The sequence below is a fragment of the Candidatus Aegiribacteria sp. genome, from assembly GCA_021108005.1.
Taxonomy (GTDB): domain Bacteria; phylum Fermentibacterota; class Fermentibacteria; order Fermentibacterales; family JCC-6; genus Aegiribacteria.
In genome coordinates this window covers 1-12,939 of record JAIORS010000146.1, presented here as the reverse complement: position 1 = coordinate 12,939, position 12,939 = coordinate 1, and the positions used below count along the sequence as shown (strand labels likewise).

The window sequence follows — 12,939 nt, the reverse complement described above, 5'->3', positions numbered from 1 at the left end:
TGTGAACCTATTCTCCGCGACGGATGAAGAATGTAAACCCGTCTTCGACCTCGACTACTTCAAGAAGACTATTACCTGTCCTCTCGCACCATGCCGGCACATCATCCTTTGATCCGGGATCAGTACCGTACATTTCAATGATCTCCCCATCCTTAAGCTTCTTGATTGCCATCGCGAGTTTCAGGATAGGCATAGGACACGACAATCCCTTGCAATCCAGAATCACATCTCCCTGCATAATTCCCCCTTTCCTGTTAATGTAAATACAACCGCTATCCGGTATGCATATTAGGATATTCGAATATGTAAGTTTTACTGAGTTTAACACCCAGAATACCTATGTCAAGACTAGGAAAATTATTTTTTCGAGTAACAGAATCGGAAAAATGCTTATATACCTTACCTGATCCTGAATCCGCACAGCTCCAGGTTCTTCAGGAGATCTCCCGGATTTTCGCCCCATAACCCCAATTTGCGTGAAATGTGCTCCGTCCAGGAGTAGCTGTCGAAATCAAATTTCTCTTCCATACCTTCAGGCAGGGGTATCATGTAATTAGCTTTTCTATAGTAATCCTGGCTGAGATATCCGGAATCCATCTCTTCAACGGCTTCTGATAAGTCGTCATCACTGAAACGGGGATACTCATCTTCGAACAGCTGAAAACTCATTGGATATCTGGGTCTGACTGAGGGGTCTTCATCGGGATACCCCATTGTCAGCATTACAAGAGGAAATATCCTTTCCGGCAGTTCGTACAACTCCCTTATCTTTTTAGCCATGAATGGAGCAGCTCCGATAAAGCAGCTTCCCAGCCCCAGGCTTTCCGCTGCTATCACCATGTTCTCGGCCATATACGAGGCGTCCTGTATCCCGAACATCAAAGTATACAGATCGGATGCTTTTCTCTTCCACCCCCTCATCCCCATCACTTTTTCCATTCTGTAAACATCGACGCAGATTGTGAATAGAAGGGGAGCTCCAAATACGTTCTTCTCCACATTCCTGGATAACAGAACGCTGCCCATCTGCATGGCGAACGGTGCCTGCTGCCCAACTCGAATAACGGTTTCCACTACCTCGTCTGAAGGCTGTTCCTCTCTGTATTTCCTGATCGATTTGCGATTCATCATGGCGTCAATTACGGGATTACTTATCATTTATCTCCTGCCCCCGATCTGCCGTTAAATGGAACTGTCCTGATTCAAAATCTCCTCAAATTGATTGCCGATTTCAATTCTACACAGATATCGAAACATAGTCACTTTTTCCGGAGCGGCAGGGCTTGTCCGCGAGATAGTATATGCTTAAATTGAATTGAATAATCAGCGCCTGTATCACAGAGGAGTCAAGCATGGTAATTCTCAGAATAATCTTCATGGTTTTCATGATCATAGCAACTCTGTCAGGATGTGATCGTAACGCGCCTTACGATACGGAAGTAACCGAAGCTCATCGTACAGAACGCGAACTTGTCCCTTTTGATTCGATAGGTATCGAGATGGGAGATTCGAATTATGTTTTCGGAATACCCAGAGCGCTGGAGTTTACTTCGCTGGGCAATATCGTTGTAGGGGATATCTCAAAGATGAAGCTTCTGATGTATTCTCCGGACGGAATGTTCATCCGGCGCGGCGGCTCAGAAGGACAGGGGCCGGGCGAATACACGGCTCCAACCGGTATATCTTCCACCAGGTCAGGGGGTATAATGGTCGCCGACGCAATGGGGGGCAAACTGATATTTTACGATTCTCTTCTGAGTTATACCCACGAACTCGCTGGTTTTACCCCGCGCCCCCCGGAGAGTCCGGAAATACAGATCGATGGAGGTATTGTAGGCAGAAGTTTTGTTTTTGACCAGGAGACCGGCAGCCTGTGCAACTCGCTGAACAGATGGGAACCAGGGGAAACCGAGACATCATTCAGCTACCTCGAGAGATCTTCTGACTTCGATCAGCAGAACCCGAGAAAAGTATTTCAGGAAACGGGGATTAATTTCTGTACACTTCAGGACGGCCGGGTAATCGCTTCCCCTCTGAGTACGGAAGAGTACACTCTCATCTGCTTCTCCACCGAAGGTGAAGTGGAATGGGAAATACACCCTCACTTCGAAAGACAAAGACGCTCCGAGGAAGATATCGAGATAGAACGTGAGATGATACGGGCCGCCATGAGAAGAAACGGCAGGGATCCTTCGTACGTTGATCAAATGAAATTTCAGGAATGGTCGAACGCCGTCACCAACCTGTACACACAGGGAAACAGAATATGGGCCAGGAGAGGTGGCAGCCTGGAACCCCTGTTTGATATTTACTCCACAGATGGAGAATACCTTTACTCCTGCTCAGTCCCATCTCTGCCATACGGAAGCAGTATCGGTTTCGCCATTTCCCCGTACAGTTCCAATATTCTGGCATATATGGCAAACCCGGAGGATTATTCCAGGATATGGATGCTTCGGGAAGAGGATAGGATAACAGGAGAATCTTTCGAGGACACCTCGGAGGTTTATTAAAACCAATTACTACAACTATATAAGAACCATACTAATATTTCGAATTTAATTGTAATTGTATCTTCATACTGGCGGGGGGCATAATGCTTGACAGGCTGAGAGAAAAAATAATTGAATTTCGTGATCTTCGTGACTGGAAACAGTTCCACGATCCGAAGAACCTCGCGGAAGCCATTGCCATTGAATCCGGGGAACTCCTTGAAAACTTCCTTTGGAAAACCTGCAATGAATCCAGCGATCTCGCGAGTGATACAATTGTTGCAATCGGCGAAGAAATCGCTGATATAGCGATATTCCTTACTATTCTAGCCCATGAAATGAACCTGGACATTGAGGAAATCGTAAACAGAAAACTTAAGCTCAACGAAAAGAGATATCCCGTTGAAAGCTCAAGAGGCAATGCTGATAAGCGTCCTTAAGGAAGTAGATAATTACTGTCTCAGAATATAACCTGCCACTCCTCTTCCGTAAAAACATTGATTATTATATTTGTAAAATCTACATGCTTCTGGAACAGGAGACTCAGATTGGAAACAGAATCCAGCTTCGATGGCGAATCGAACAGCGAAAAAATGGATAGAATCCACAGTGCTGTAACTGCCCTTAAAAAAAGGAACGCTCAGCTGAAACGCAAGCTGCAAAGCCTTGAACTCGTTTTCAGGAACGCTGTTGATCTCCTTGTGGTTGTTGATGCTCCTACGGGTAAGATTCGAAGGGTAAGCGATGCCGCTGAAGCTGTGCTGGGCTACGAACGCTCGAAGTTGATAGGTAAAAAACTGATCGAGATTCTTCCACCTGAGGAAAAAAACGACCATTTGCAATGGGAAGGCAACATCCCTGAAATCGTTGATGGTGTATTTCTTGATCGGAAACTGAAGTGCTACGATGGTTCACTGAAATCAATGGATATGACTACAAGCCTGGTGGACGACAGTGGTTTCAGCGTTATCCTTTTAACCTTCAGAGACACTTCCGAAAGAAAGCTCCACCTGAGAGAGATGATAAAGAAGAACAGTGCCCTCGACAGCGCTCTCAGCGCCATGATAATGACCGACAGCTCCTGGAAAATAGACTACGCCAACCTCGAAACACTCAACTACTGGAGGTATAGCAGAACCGATATCCTTCATCTTGAACTTGCCGACCTTTTCTCTTTTATAGATGATTTTGACCACCTGAAGTCATGCATTGCTGAAAAGGGTCAGTGGGACGATGAAGTTGAATGCCTCCGCAGAGACAGCACAAGCTTCATAGCGCATGCTACTGCTGTGGCTGTGAAAAGCGATGACGACATTCCCCCCTGTTATGTTCTTTCCTTCCTTGATATCACAAAGCGAGTCAGTATGGAGAAGAAGCTCACAGAACTTTCCCTCCGCGATAATCTTACCGGCCTTTTCAACAGGCGCGGTTTCATGACTCTTGGCAGGCAGCTGCTGGATTCGTCACGGCGGAAGCAGCCGGAGATAGGGCTTCTATACGTTGATATCGACTACCTCAAGCTCATAAACGATAAACTGGGCCATGCGTCAGGTGACAAAGCGATTGAAATCACAGCTGAAATACTCAGGAACAGCTTCAGAGATTCGGACATCATAGCCAGATTGGGCGGTGATGAGTTCGTAGTGCTCTTCCTTGATACAACGGAGTTCACCGTAAAATCGATCAGGGAAAGGATAGACAGCAAGTTAAAAGAATCTCAAGAAATCAGATTCCTTCCATTCATGCTTTCCCTAAGCATCGGATACCATACTACCGTGCTGTGTTATCAGACTCAGATAGGACGACTCCTCAGCTATGCGGATTCGCTTATGTACGAAGATAAAAAAAGCAGAAGAAGCCGCATCAGCGAGGAAGACATCCTGCACAATTAGGGATAGAAGCAACTTTTCCGGCAGAACTTGACAGCAGCATGTAATTGGAATACGATTCCATATTCGAATATTTGAATACACAACTTTGGAAACAGTGGAATGACATCTGAGAACAAGCCTGACCAAACCGGTTTTGATATTCATGCTGATACACTCAAAGCCATAGCGCATCCTGTCAGACTCATGATAATTGAGCAGCTTCTATTGAATCCAAAGTGTGTAATGGCTATTCACGAAATACTGGATGTAAGACAGTCCAACATTTCACAACATCTTACCATACTGCGAAATTCCGGAATAGTTTCTTCCGACAGCGACGGTTCCTATAGATGTTACTACCTTCGCAGACCCGGTTTTGTAAGAGCAGTGACAGATGCGTTGAAAAAAGATTGGCCTGAAACGGATATCGAAGAAGTTAGAAAAAAATTCAAAAAGGCACAGAATAATCGACTGAACAAACAGGGGGTATATCCCCGGAATGGAGAGTTTGATGGGTAAAGTAGCGTTCATCTGCAACGGGAGTGAGAACTGCAATCTATATCCTGCATTCATAATGGGTTCTGCATCCGTTGCATCCGGCGATGAAGTAGTTATTTTCTTCACACCCGGTGCGGTTCCAGCTCTAAAACCGGGCTACCTCGAAAGCATCACAGCAAAAGGCATGCCTCCAATGAAGGAACTGCTTGAGGGAGTAGTGGCTCTCGGTGGTCGCATGGTACTTTGTGAACTGGGCCTGGAAGCCCATGATGTAACCGCTGAAGACCTCAGGGATGATATTGAAATAGGCGGAGCAACCAGCTTCATGGCCGACATTAAAGACGCAAAAACAACGTTCTCATTTTAACACGAAAGGATCGATACACAATGGCTTCACGTACACTTGACGCTCTTGGACTGAAATGTCCCCAGCCGATACTGAAAATAGCTGTATTAGCCAAAGAGCTGCAGCCGGGCGACATGCTGGAAGTTCTCGCTGACTGCCCCTCTTTCCCTGTTGATATTAAGGCCTGGTGCGCAAGAACCGGAAAAACTCTGCTGTTCTGCGCCACCGAAGGAGACGGCAAGCACAAAGCACAGATCCAGTTCTAAAACCTGGCGGAAACGATAATGGAAGAATTTGAACCGCGTATCATAGGGTTTCTATGTAACTGGTGTTCCTATGCGGGAGCAGATCTTGCCGGAACAAGCAGGCTGAAAATGCCCCCCAACCTGATTCCAGTAAAAGTCATGTGTTCAAGCAGGGTAGATCCCGAAATGGTGACGGATGCTTTCCTCCGCGGAGCAGACGGCGTACTCATCGCCGGCTGCCACCCGGGTGACTGCCATTACGATAAAGGGAATTACTACGCAAGGCGAAGATTCGCGGTTCTGAAGAAGGTCGTCGAGAGCCTCGGTCTTGAAGCTGACAGGCTTCGTCTTTCATGGATATCCGCTTCGGAGGGAGCACGGTTTCAACAAGTTGTGACGGAATTCACCGAGAAGATAAGAAAACTGGGGCCGAATCCAACACGGAAGGAAACCCTTCTGTAGTGGCTACCGATGTCCTCGTCATAGGAGCCGGCGTTGCGGGAATGAAGGCATCTCTCCTTCTATCCTCGGCCGGAAGGCATGTTCATCTTCTCGAGAGTTCTTCCATAATAGGCGGCAGGCTCATCCGCTGTGAGGATATCTTTCCCGCGATGGAATGTGCCACATGCATGGTTTCACCCATGCAGCAGGAAGTTCTCCGAGACGATCTCATAGATGTGATTACTCTTGGAGAAGTATTATCCGTCAAGGGTTCAAAAGGTGATTTCCGGGTAAGGATATTACAAAGAGCTTCGTGTGTGGATCCTGTGGCATGCATTGGCTGTGCGGAATGCTGGAATGCCTGCCCGGTTGAGAAAAACAACGATTTCGAGGAAAGCCTTTCGAAAAGAAAGGCCATTTCCGTTCCCTGTGCCGGAGCCCTGCCCAACGTCCCCTGGATAGACAGGGATATCTGTCTCAGATGGAGCGGTGATGAAAACTGCAGCCTGTGCTCAGAAGCCTGTGTTTTCGAAGCTGTAGATTATTCAGATGAAGATTCTGAGACTGAAGTAGCCGTATCGGATATAATACTGGCAACAGGTTTCCAGCCGTCCCCCGGAAAATTGTTTGAGCAATTCCTTTGGGGAAGCAACGCTGGTGTATTCACCTCATCCGAATTCGAACGGTACTACTCGTCAAACGGTCCCACATCAGGAGAACTGGTTACAAAGGACGGGTTGAAACCAGAGTCCGCCGCGATAATAGTTCATGCGGGAGGAACAGGAAGTTACTCGAGTATCAATACTATGTACTCCCTCAAATTCCTTCATTATCTGAAAGAGAAGCTCCCCGATATCCGCCCTGTGGTTTTGCTTGACGCATCCTACTGTCCCGACGCACTTGAAGACAGATACCATCAGAAATGGAGGAGCGCTGAAGCTGACGTTGTGCGATACACTCGGATTCCAGAAGTACATGATAGTGAAGACGAAAAAAAACTGAGTATTGCCTGCAACACATCTGAAGGTATCTTTTCGGCTGAAGCTGATCTGCTTGTGCTTGGCACAACAATGCTTCCCTCATCCGGGACAACGAGTTTTATCGAACTGCTTGGCATTGAAGACAATGAAGACGGATTCGCGGTAAATCCCGATCCGGAACATTCTTCTGTACTGACCTCCGTTCCGGGCATCTTAGCGGCGGGATGCGCCAGCGGTCCTTTGGACATCACAGCTTCCGTAACCAGTGCCGCTGCCGCGGTAGGCAGGATTCTGGCGAATTCAAAAGGGGGAGTATGAGAACCGGCGTTTTCGTATGCAGCTGCGGTCCCAATATCGGTGATAAAATTGATATCGAGAAGATCGCTGAAGAAGTTTCTAAAATCGAGGGCGTTGTACTCTCGGAAACGTACGGCCTGCTCTGCTCACCTGACGGAAAAAGGTACATGGCAGAAAAAATTTCGGAAAACAACCTGGACAGGATAGTTGTAGCAGCATGTTCCCCGCGGGAACATGAAGAAACGTTCATGAAAGTCTGTGAAACTGCCGGACTGAACCCCTTCATGATGCAGATGGCAAATATACGGGAACAGGTCGCATGGGTAACACAAGATAAAGTATCCGCGACCGAGAAAGCTCTGAGACTCGTAAAGGGTGCCATAAACAGGACCAGCCGCCATAAACCTCTTGAGAAAACCAGTATTGTCTGTAATCCTGAAGTGGTGGTGATTGGTGGCGGAACAGCTGGTATGACTACTTCCCTTCTTCTTGCGGATGCCGACAGAAGAATAACTATTATCGAAAGAAGCCCTTCTCCCGGCGGTTCTGTAACCCCTGAGAATGAAGAACTTGTAAAGGACCTTTCGGCAAAAGTGGCAGAGCGAAGTGAGATAAAGGTAATAACCGGACTGGAACCGGAGGAAATCGTGGGTTTCTTCGGAAATTTCATCGTTAGACTCGGCGAAGACTACGATGAGATCAGAGCCGGGGCGGTTGTTCTGGCAACAGGATGTTCGGAAGATGAAAATGCTGGAGGCATCGCTTCAGAAGGATTCAGGGAGATTGCTGAAATGCTGCGAATCTCAACCGATCAGGATGGATTCCCCTCAAGAGAACATGATTCCCTGGCGCCGGTGTCGACGCCTATCGACGGAGTTTACGTGGCCGGTTGCGCGGGCGGATACTGCAACCTCAAAGAAGCGATATCACAATCGGAGGCGGTAGCGGGAACGATACTCTCCTCTCTCGTACCTGGAAGGGAAGTTGAAACCGAGCCCAGAACATCCGTTATCTCCGAAACCCTGTGCCGCGGATGCATGACCTGTATGGAGGTGTGCGGTTTCGGAGCGATATCCTTCGATGAGGAAAAATTGGTCTGCTCTGTAAACAGCGTCTTGTGCAAAGGATGCGGCAACTGCGCTGGTGCATGTCCTTCCGGGGCCATCAGGGCTCAACATTTCACCCCCGACCAGATAAGTTACCAGATGGCAGGAGTTCTGAGATGAAGGGCGCATTGTTGGAATCAGGAAAAGAAATAAGATCCTTACTCATCGATCTGATGAAGAATGCTCTGAGCAGCGGTGCTGTCAGTTCTGTAATGATCCCTTCAAGAGGAGCTGAGAACTCATTTCCATGGATTCTCGCATACGATGTTTCCGCTCTGGATAAAGCTGAACCTGTTCCTCCAGTCATGTCAGTTCAGGGAGCGAAAGCCCTGGCCTCTTTCACCCAGTCCACTGAAAAGGAAAAAATGCTGGCCGTTATGCGCCCGTGTGAAGCAAGGGCTGCAATCGAGCTTTCAAAACTTGAGCAGATCGACCTTAACAACATCATCATCCTCACTATGGATTGCCCGGGAGCGGTACCTCTTTCCGATTTCGGTGAGGATGGCATCATGGAACCGGACTTCCGTAAGCCGGAAACCATCCGCCCCCTCTGCGGGCAATGCTCCAGCTTCACCTCGGAAGGTGACGTGTGCCTGGCACGCAGCGGAAACGATCGGATATTGGTTCCCCTGACTGAAAAAGGACAGGAGCTTCTCGACTCACTCGGCATGAAGGCGGAATCTGATACTTCAGCATGGATGGAATGGACGAAGGATCTCAGGAAAGAACGACAGAAGATAAAGACGGATGCTGAGGATAATCTAAAAAACGCATACGGCGGACTGAACGGATTGACCGAGGTTTTCAGCGGATGCATCGGTTGCCGAAACTGCCGAACTGTATGTCCCATATGCTACTGCAGGTTATGCTTCATAGATATGAAAGACAGGCGTTCACCCGCTTCCGCATATCTTGAGCGTTCCAGCAATGCCGGAGCAGCAAAGTTATTATCGAATACGCTTCTCTTCCATATCGGCAGAATGGCACACATGAGCCTTTCATGCGTATCATGCGGAATGTGCGAAGATGCCTGTCCTTCCGATATACCAATCGGCAGGCTTGTCAGCATGGTTTCAAGCAACACCACTGATATTTTCGATTACAGCGCTGGAAGTAATCCTGAAGACCCTCTTCCCCTCAATACTTTCAAACTTGAAGAACTTCATGAGTACGAAAACTAGTAATCCCCCCGGGAGGTTGATTTTTGGCTGATAACAGCGTACTGATATCCAATTCGTCAATGCAGGATACTCTTGAATTTTTACTGGGTCGCCTTCTTGAAACAGGTGAGGTTGAATCAATCTTCGCCCTCCGTGGAACAAAACAGGAAGGGCGATACTGCTATTCCCTTATCTCCGATCCTGCCCTGGTAAACGAAATTCTGCCCTTCTATCCGGTTATGCCGGTTCAGGGAGCAAGAGCTTTATCGGAATTGACTATTACAGAACCACTTGATCGGCCTGTTGCCGCTCTCCTGAGACCCTGTGAAATCCGGGCTTTTGTAGAGAATGTTAAGCAGTCTCAGGGAAATCTTGAGAGTATTTTCATAATAAGCTGCACATGCCCCGGAGTGATTCCAGCGCGAGAACTGCTCACGGAAAACAGAGAAAACGTTCTCAAAAACCATGATGAGCATAAAAGATCCGCATGTAAAGTCTGTACCGAATTCATTCCCGGACCGCAGGCTGATATGACTGTTCTTATAGCTTCGGACAAACCGCAGGATGGAACTGTTATTTACCTGCAGACTGAAAGGGCCGCTGAAATCGCCGAAAAACTCGATTCATATAAGCTGGAAATCGGTCTGCCTCCCGATGAACTTACCTCTGAAATTCTTAAAACCAGGAGAAAGGCTCTCAAACAGCTTCTAGGAACAACACCTGCAGTAGCTGAAGGCCTGCAATCACTGGTTTCCATCTTCTCAGCCTGCACCGGATGCCGCGGATGCAGAGAAGTATGTCCTTTATGCAGCTGCATTCTCTGCGATTATGAAACCGCCCGAACTATCCATTCGCCCGGACTGGTCCGGTCCGAATCAAAGCTGAGGGGATCACTGAGGGTACCTTCCGGAACAATTCAGTTCCAGCTTGGCAGACTTATGCATATTGCGCCTTTGTGCATCGCGTGCGGTCAGTGCAGCGATGTATGCCCGGTTGATATTCCGGTATCTGACATCTTCATAAGAGCGGGAAATCTGGTTCAGGAATCTCTTAACTACTCTCCCGGCAGAGAAGTTGATGATACTCCGCCCATGGCCACATATGTAGAAAACGAGCTGCTGGATATAACCGACTGAATTTACCGGACAGGCTTTTTCTGATTTACCTGTACTGTTCCGGCGATGGTTCTTCGATCAGGTTGTCATATTGCGCGCTGAAATAATTTCCGAGCAGTTCTTCAGTCTGGCCCTCAGCTTCAAGCGAATCCCTCCAGTGAGAGAATGACACGGTTTCGGTACTCGCTCCGATACTTTTCAATGTGAACAATACTTGCTGTTTCATCTTGCGCAATAGTCCGCGAATTACATATATATATAGTGGGAATATACAGCGTTATACACAATTTAGTGACTGGCTCAAAGGTGTCCAACTATTTATATTCCACTCTTGATTATTGTTTAAACAACAGGTTATGGCTTAACATTCAATCCATGAATATTAACATGCAAAATGGAGATATTATGAAATCGTACGATGTTGTCATCATTGGAGCCGGTCCCTCGGGAATTATCACAGGCGTTACATCTAAAAAACGGAATCCTGATAAATCTTTTCTCATGATAAGAGAGGAAGACAAAGGTCTGGTTCCATGTGGAATTCCCTACATTTTCCACGATCTTGATGATATATCACAGAACCTCATGGGGCCAGCACCATTCGTAAACGCGGGCGGCGAGGTTCTGATTGATACCGTAACAGATATCGATACCAGCAGCAAGACTCTTCAGACCGAGTCCGGAAAGAGTTTTTCCTACGACAAGCTTGTCTTTGCGACAGGTTCGATCCCGACCATTCCAACGTTTATCAAGGGTTACGATCTGGAGAATGTTGAATACATCGCAAAGAGTTACAATTACATCAACGGACTTATGGATCGGATAAGACCAGCGGTAAACATCGTTGTCATCGGCGGAGGGTTCATAGGCGCCGAAGTAGCCGAGCAGCTTGCGAAACACAAAGACAAGAATGTAACGCTGGTCGAAAGAGAGCCTCATTGCCTGTACCGAGCCTTCTCAGCCGATTTTGCAACCCTTGCCGATGAACATCTCGAGAATGCCGGAGTAAATGTATTGACAGGCTGTACCGTTAATGAGTTCCAGGGCAGCAGCGGTAAGGTTGAATCTGTAATTCTGGAAGACGGAAGATCGATCAAAGCTGACCTTGTCTTCTCAGCGATAGGATACAAGCCTCGAACCGAGCTTGCGAGCAGGGCCGGTCTTCAGTTGACCAGCAACGGAACCATCAGGGTCGACAGGTACATGCGTACCGAGGAGAAGGATGTATACGCGGTTGGAGACTGCTCCCAGACTTCCGGTTTCATAACAGGCAGAACGGATAATATAATGCTGGCCTCAACGGCAACGGCCGAGGCCAGAACACTGGGTTATAACCTGTTCAGTATAAGCCTTCTCCGTACTTTCTTCGGAACACTGTCGGTGTTCTCTACCGAACTGGACGGGTTCGTGTTCGCTTCTGCCGGAGCTATCGAACAGACAGCCCGGAGAGCGAACGTGGATTACGTAGTGGGAAGATTCGAAGATGTTGACCGCCATCCCGGCACACTGCCCGGCGCGAAGAAGATAATAATCAAGATCATCGTCTCACCTGAAAACGGCGAGATAATCGGTGGAGAGATCTACGGCGGGAAATCTGTGGGGGAACTTATAAATGTGGTCAGTCTTGCTATTCAGAAATACGTTACCGTGTACGAGATGATATCCTTTCAGACAGGAACGCATCCTCTGCTGACCACCGCTCCCACAAAATACGCTCTGGTCAAGGCATGTGAAAATGCCATTGCAAACATCGGCAAGTAGGTCGCGTTGAACTTGCTAAACTTTATTCGAAAAAATATTACCAATATTTAGTACAAAGTGTATTTGTAAGAAATTATTGCCCCCCGTAAAGCGGTCCTCCTAGAGTGAAGGATACTTCTGCTCCGTAATCGCATTCAATCAAATTTTCTCCATTGATAAGGTCAGTGATTGCGATTCTACCTGAATCCATAAAGTCATCCGCATCGGTATCATAGTCCCAAATTTTAACAAAAAGGAATGTATCTGGATCATCAATCTCGTCTGAAGAGAAATAAGTCTCCCAAAAAGAGGACCAGGCAGCAGATGAACCACAATCCTGCTTACCAGCTGTGTTGAAAAGCAATTCTGCATCCCGTCCTGATTGAAGATAGAAGGATACATAGATATCAGAAGCACCTCCAAATGGATCCCATGCCCTACCATCTTGCTTAATAGTAGGGGCATGTCGGACAAGTAGATCACCAAGTTCATATGCTCCAGAATCTAGAGTAGCCCAACAGGCACTGACACTTATCAAGAATAATAATCCTACTGTTCTCATCAAATTCCTCCTTTTGAATAAAAGAATACTATTACAAATAAAATACTCATCTCATTGATGAAATCAAGGGCTTCGTACTTTGCTCG

At 47.3% G+C, this 12,939-nt stretch carries 16 protein-coding genes; 12 read left to right on the top strand and 4 right to left on the bottom strand.

Translation table 11 applies throughout. From position 1 onward, the window contains the following. Window positions 1-7 precede the first annotated feature (7 nt). Together K8S15_08990 and K8S15_08985 are read right to left on the bottom strand one after the other, a co-directional pair. Entirely contained in the window at window positions 8-238 is a 231-nt protein-coding gene (locus tag K8S15_08990; protein ID MCD4776166.1) for a sulfurtransferase TusA family protein, read from the bottom strand. A 161-nt stretch (window positions 239-399) separates the two neighbouring features. Beyond that, on the bottom strand, window positions 400-1,158 hold the full coding sequence (locus tag K8S15_08985; GenBank protein MCD4776165.1) for a nitroreductase family protein: 759 nt from the start codon (window positions 1,156-1,158) through the stop codon (window positions 400-402). A 194-nt stretch (window positions 1,159-1,352) separates the two neighbouring features. Here K8S15_08985 and K8S15_08980 point away from each other — a divergent pair, with 194 nt between their 5' ends. The 11 genes from K8S15_08980 to K8S15_08930 all read left to right on the top strand — a co-directional run bounded on the left by K8S15_08980 (window position 1,353) and on the right by K8S15_08930 (window position 10,572). Next, the gene (locus tag K8S15_08980) at window positions 1,353-2,513 is read left to right on the top strand and encodes a 6-bladed beta-propeller (protein ID MCD4776164.1); all 1,161 of its coding nucleotides are present in this window, start codon (window positions 1,353-1,355) and stop codon (window positions 2,511-2,513) included. A gap of 83 nt (window positions 2,514-2,596) precedes the next feature. Continuing rightward, the gene (locus K8S15_08975) at window positions 2,597-2,932 is read left to right on the top strand and encodes a nucleotide pyrophosphohydrolase (protein MCD4776163.1); all 336 of its coding nucleotides are present in this window, start codon (window positions 2,597-2,599) and stop codon (window positions 2,930-2,932) included. A 108-nt stretch (window positions 2,933-3,040) separates the two neighbouring features. Continuing rightward, window positions 3,041-4,384, top strand: a complete 1,344-nt coding sequence (locus K8S15_08970; protein ID MCD4776162.1) for a diguanylate cyclase — start codon at window positions 3,041-3,043, stop codon at window positions 4,382-4,384. 99 nt (window positions 4,385-4,483) lie between these two features. Next, window positions 4,484-4,882 carry a metalloregulator ArsR/SmtB family transcription factor gene (locus K8S15_08965; protein MCD4776161.1) on the top strand — a complete coding sequence of 133 codons (399 nt, stop codon included), beginning with the start codon at window positions 4,484-4,486 and terminating at the stop codon, window positions 4,880-4,882. After that, entirely contained in the window at window positions 4,872-5,228 is a 357-nt protein-coding gene (locus K8S15_08960) for a DsrE/DsrF/DrsH-like family protein (GenBank protein ID MCD4776160.1), read from the top strand. Before K8S15_08965 ends, K8S15_08960 begins: the two co-directional genes overlap by 11 nt. A 20-nt stretch (window positions 5,229-5,248) precedes the next feature. Further along, entirely contained in the window at window positions 5,249-5,473 is a 225-nt protein-coding gene (locus K8S15_08955) for a sulfurtransferase TusA family protein (protein ID MCD4776159.1), read from the top strand. 15 nt (window positions 5,474-5,488) lie between these two features. Continuing rightward, window positions 5,489-5,914: a hydrogenase iron-sulfur subunit gene (locus tag K8S15_08950; protein MCD4776158.1), complete on the top strand. Its 426-nt coding sequence runs from the start codon at window positions 5,489-5,491 to the stop codon at window positions 5,912-5,914. Next, complete coding sequence (locus tag K8S15_08945) at window positions 5,914-7,191, top strand: NAD(P)-binding protein (GenBank protein ID MCD4776157.1); 1,278 nt, start codon at window positions 5,914-5,916, stop codon at window positions 7,189-7,191. Before K8S15_08950 ends, K8S15_08945 begins: the two co-directional genes overlap by 1 nt. Next, on the top strand, window positions 7,188-8,396 hold the full coding sequence (locus tag K8S15_08940) for a 4Fe-4S binding protein (protein MCD4776156.1): 1,209 nt from the start codon (window positions 7,188-7,190) through the stop codon (window positions 8,394-8,396). The genes K8S15_08945 and K8S15_08940 overlap by 4 nt, the downstream gene beginning before the upstream one ends. Further along, a complete protein-coding gene (locus tag K8S15_08935) occupies window positions 8,393-9,457 on the top strand; it encodes a 4Fe-4S dicluster domain-containing protein (GenBank protein MCD4776155.1) in 1,065 nt (354 codons plus the stop codon). Before K8S15_08940 ends, K8S15_08935 begins: the two co-directional genes overlap by 4 nt. A gap of 23 nt (window positions 9,458-9,480) precedes the next feature. After that, window positions 9,481-10,572: a 4Fe-4S dicluster domain-containing protein gene (locus K8S15_08930; GenBank protein MCD4776154.1), complete on the top strand. Its 1,092-nt coding sequence runs from the start codon at window positions 9,481-9,483 to the stop codon at window positions 10,570-10,572. A gap of 25 nt (window positions 10,573-10,597) precedes the next feature. Here the strand turns inward: K8S15_08930 and K8S15_08925 are convergent, their stop codons facing one another. Continuing rightward, window positions 10,598-10,753, bottom strand: coding sequence for a hypothetical protein (locus K8S15_08925; GenBank protein MCD4776153.1), 156 nt, complete (start codon window positions 10,751-10,753; stop codon window positions 10,598-10,600). Between the two features lie 203 nt (window positions 10,754-10,956). Here K8S15_08925 and K8S15_08920 point away from each other — a divergent pair, with 203 nt between their 5' ends. Beyond that, entirely contained in the window at window positions 10,957-12,312 is a 1,356-nt protein-coding gene (locus K8S15_08920) for an FAD-dependent oxidoreductase (GenBank protein MCD4776152.1), read from the top strand. Between the two features lie 73 nt (window positions 12,313-12,385). Here K8S15_08920 and K8S15_08915 read toward each other — a convergent pair whose 3' ends face one another. Further along, window positions 12,386-12,853, bottom strand: coding sequence for a hypothetical protein (locus K8S15_08915; protein ID MCD4776151.1), 468 nt, complete (start codon window positions 12,851-12,853; stop codon window positions 12,386-12,388). Window positions 12,854-12,939 lie beyond the last annotated feature (86 nt).

Excerpts from the sequence above, each read along its gene's own strand:
- K8S15_08975 (MCD4776163.1), top strand. The coding sequence starts at position 2,597 with ATGCTTGACAGGCTGAGAGAAAAAATAATTGAATTTCGTGATCTTCGT.
- K8S15_08920 (MCD4776152.1), top strand. The coding sequence starts at position 10,957 with ATGAAATCGTACGATGTTGTCATCATTGGAGCCGGTCCCTCGGGAATT.
- K8S15_08940 (MCD4776156.1), top strand. The coding sequence starts at position 7,188 with ATGAGAACCGGCGTTTTCGTATGCAGCTGCGGTCCCAATATCGGTGAT.
- K8S15_08990 (MCD4776166.1), bottom strand. The coding sequence starts at position 238 with ATGCAGGGAGATGTGATTCTGGATTGCAAGGGATTGTCGTGTCCTATG.
- K8S15_08985 (MCD4776165.1), bottom strand. The coding sequence starts at position 1,158 with ATGATAAGTAATCCCGTAATTGACGCCATGATGAATCGCAAATCGATC.
- K8S15_08915 (MCD4776151.1), bottom strand. The coding sequence starts at position 12,853 with ATGAGAACAGTAGGATTATTATTCTTGATAAGTGTCAGTGCCTGTTGG.
- K8S15_08955 (MCD4776159.1), top strand. The coding sequence starts at position 5,249 with ATGGCTTCACGTACACTTGACGCTCTTGGACTGAAATGTCCCCAGCCG.
- K8S15_08935 (MCD4776155.1), top strand. The coding sequence starts at position 8,393 with ATGAAGGGCGCATTGTTGGAATCAGGAAAAGAAATAAGATCCTTACTC.
- K8S15_08980 (MCD4776164.1), top strand. The coding sequence starts at position 1,353 with ATGGTAATTCTCAGAATAATCTTCATGGTTTTCATGATCATAGCAACT.
- K8S15_08965 (MCD4776161.1), top strand. The coding sequence starts at position 4,484 with ATGACATCTGAGAACAAGCCTGACCAAACCGGTTTTGATATTCATGCT.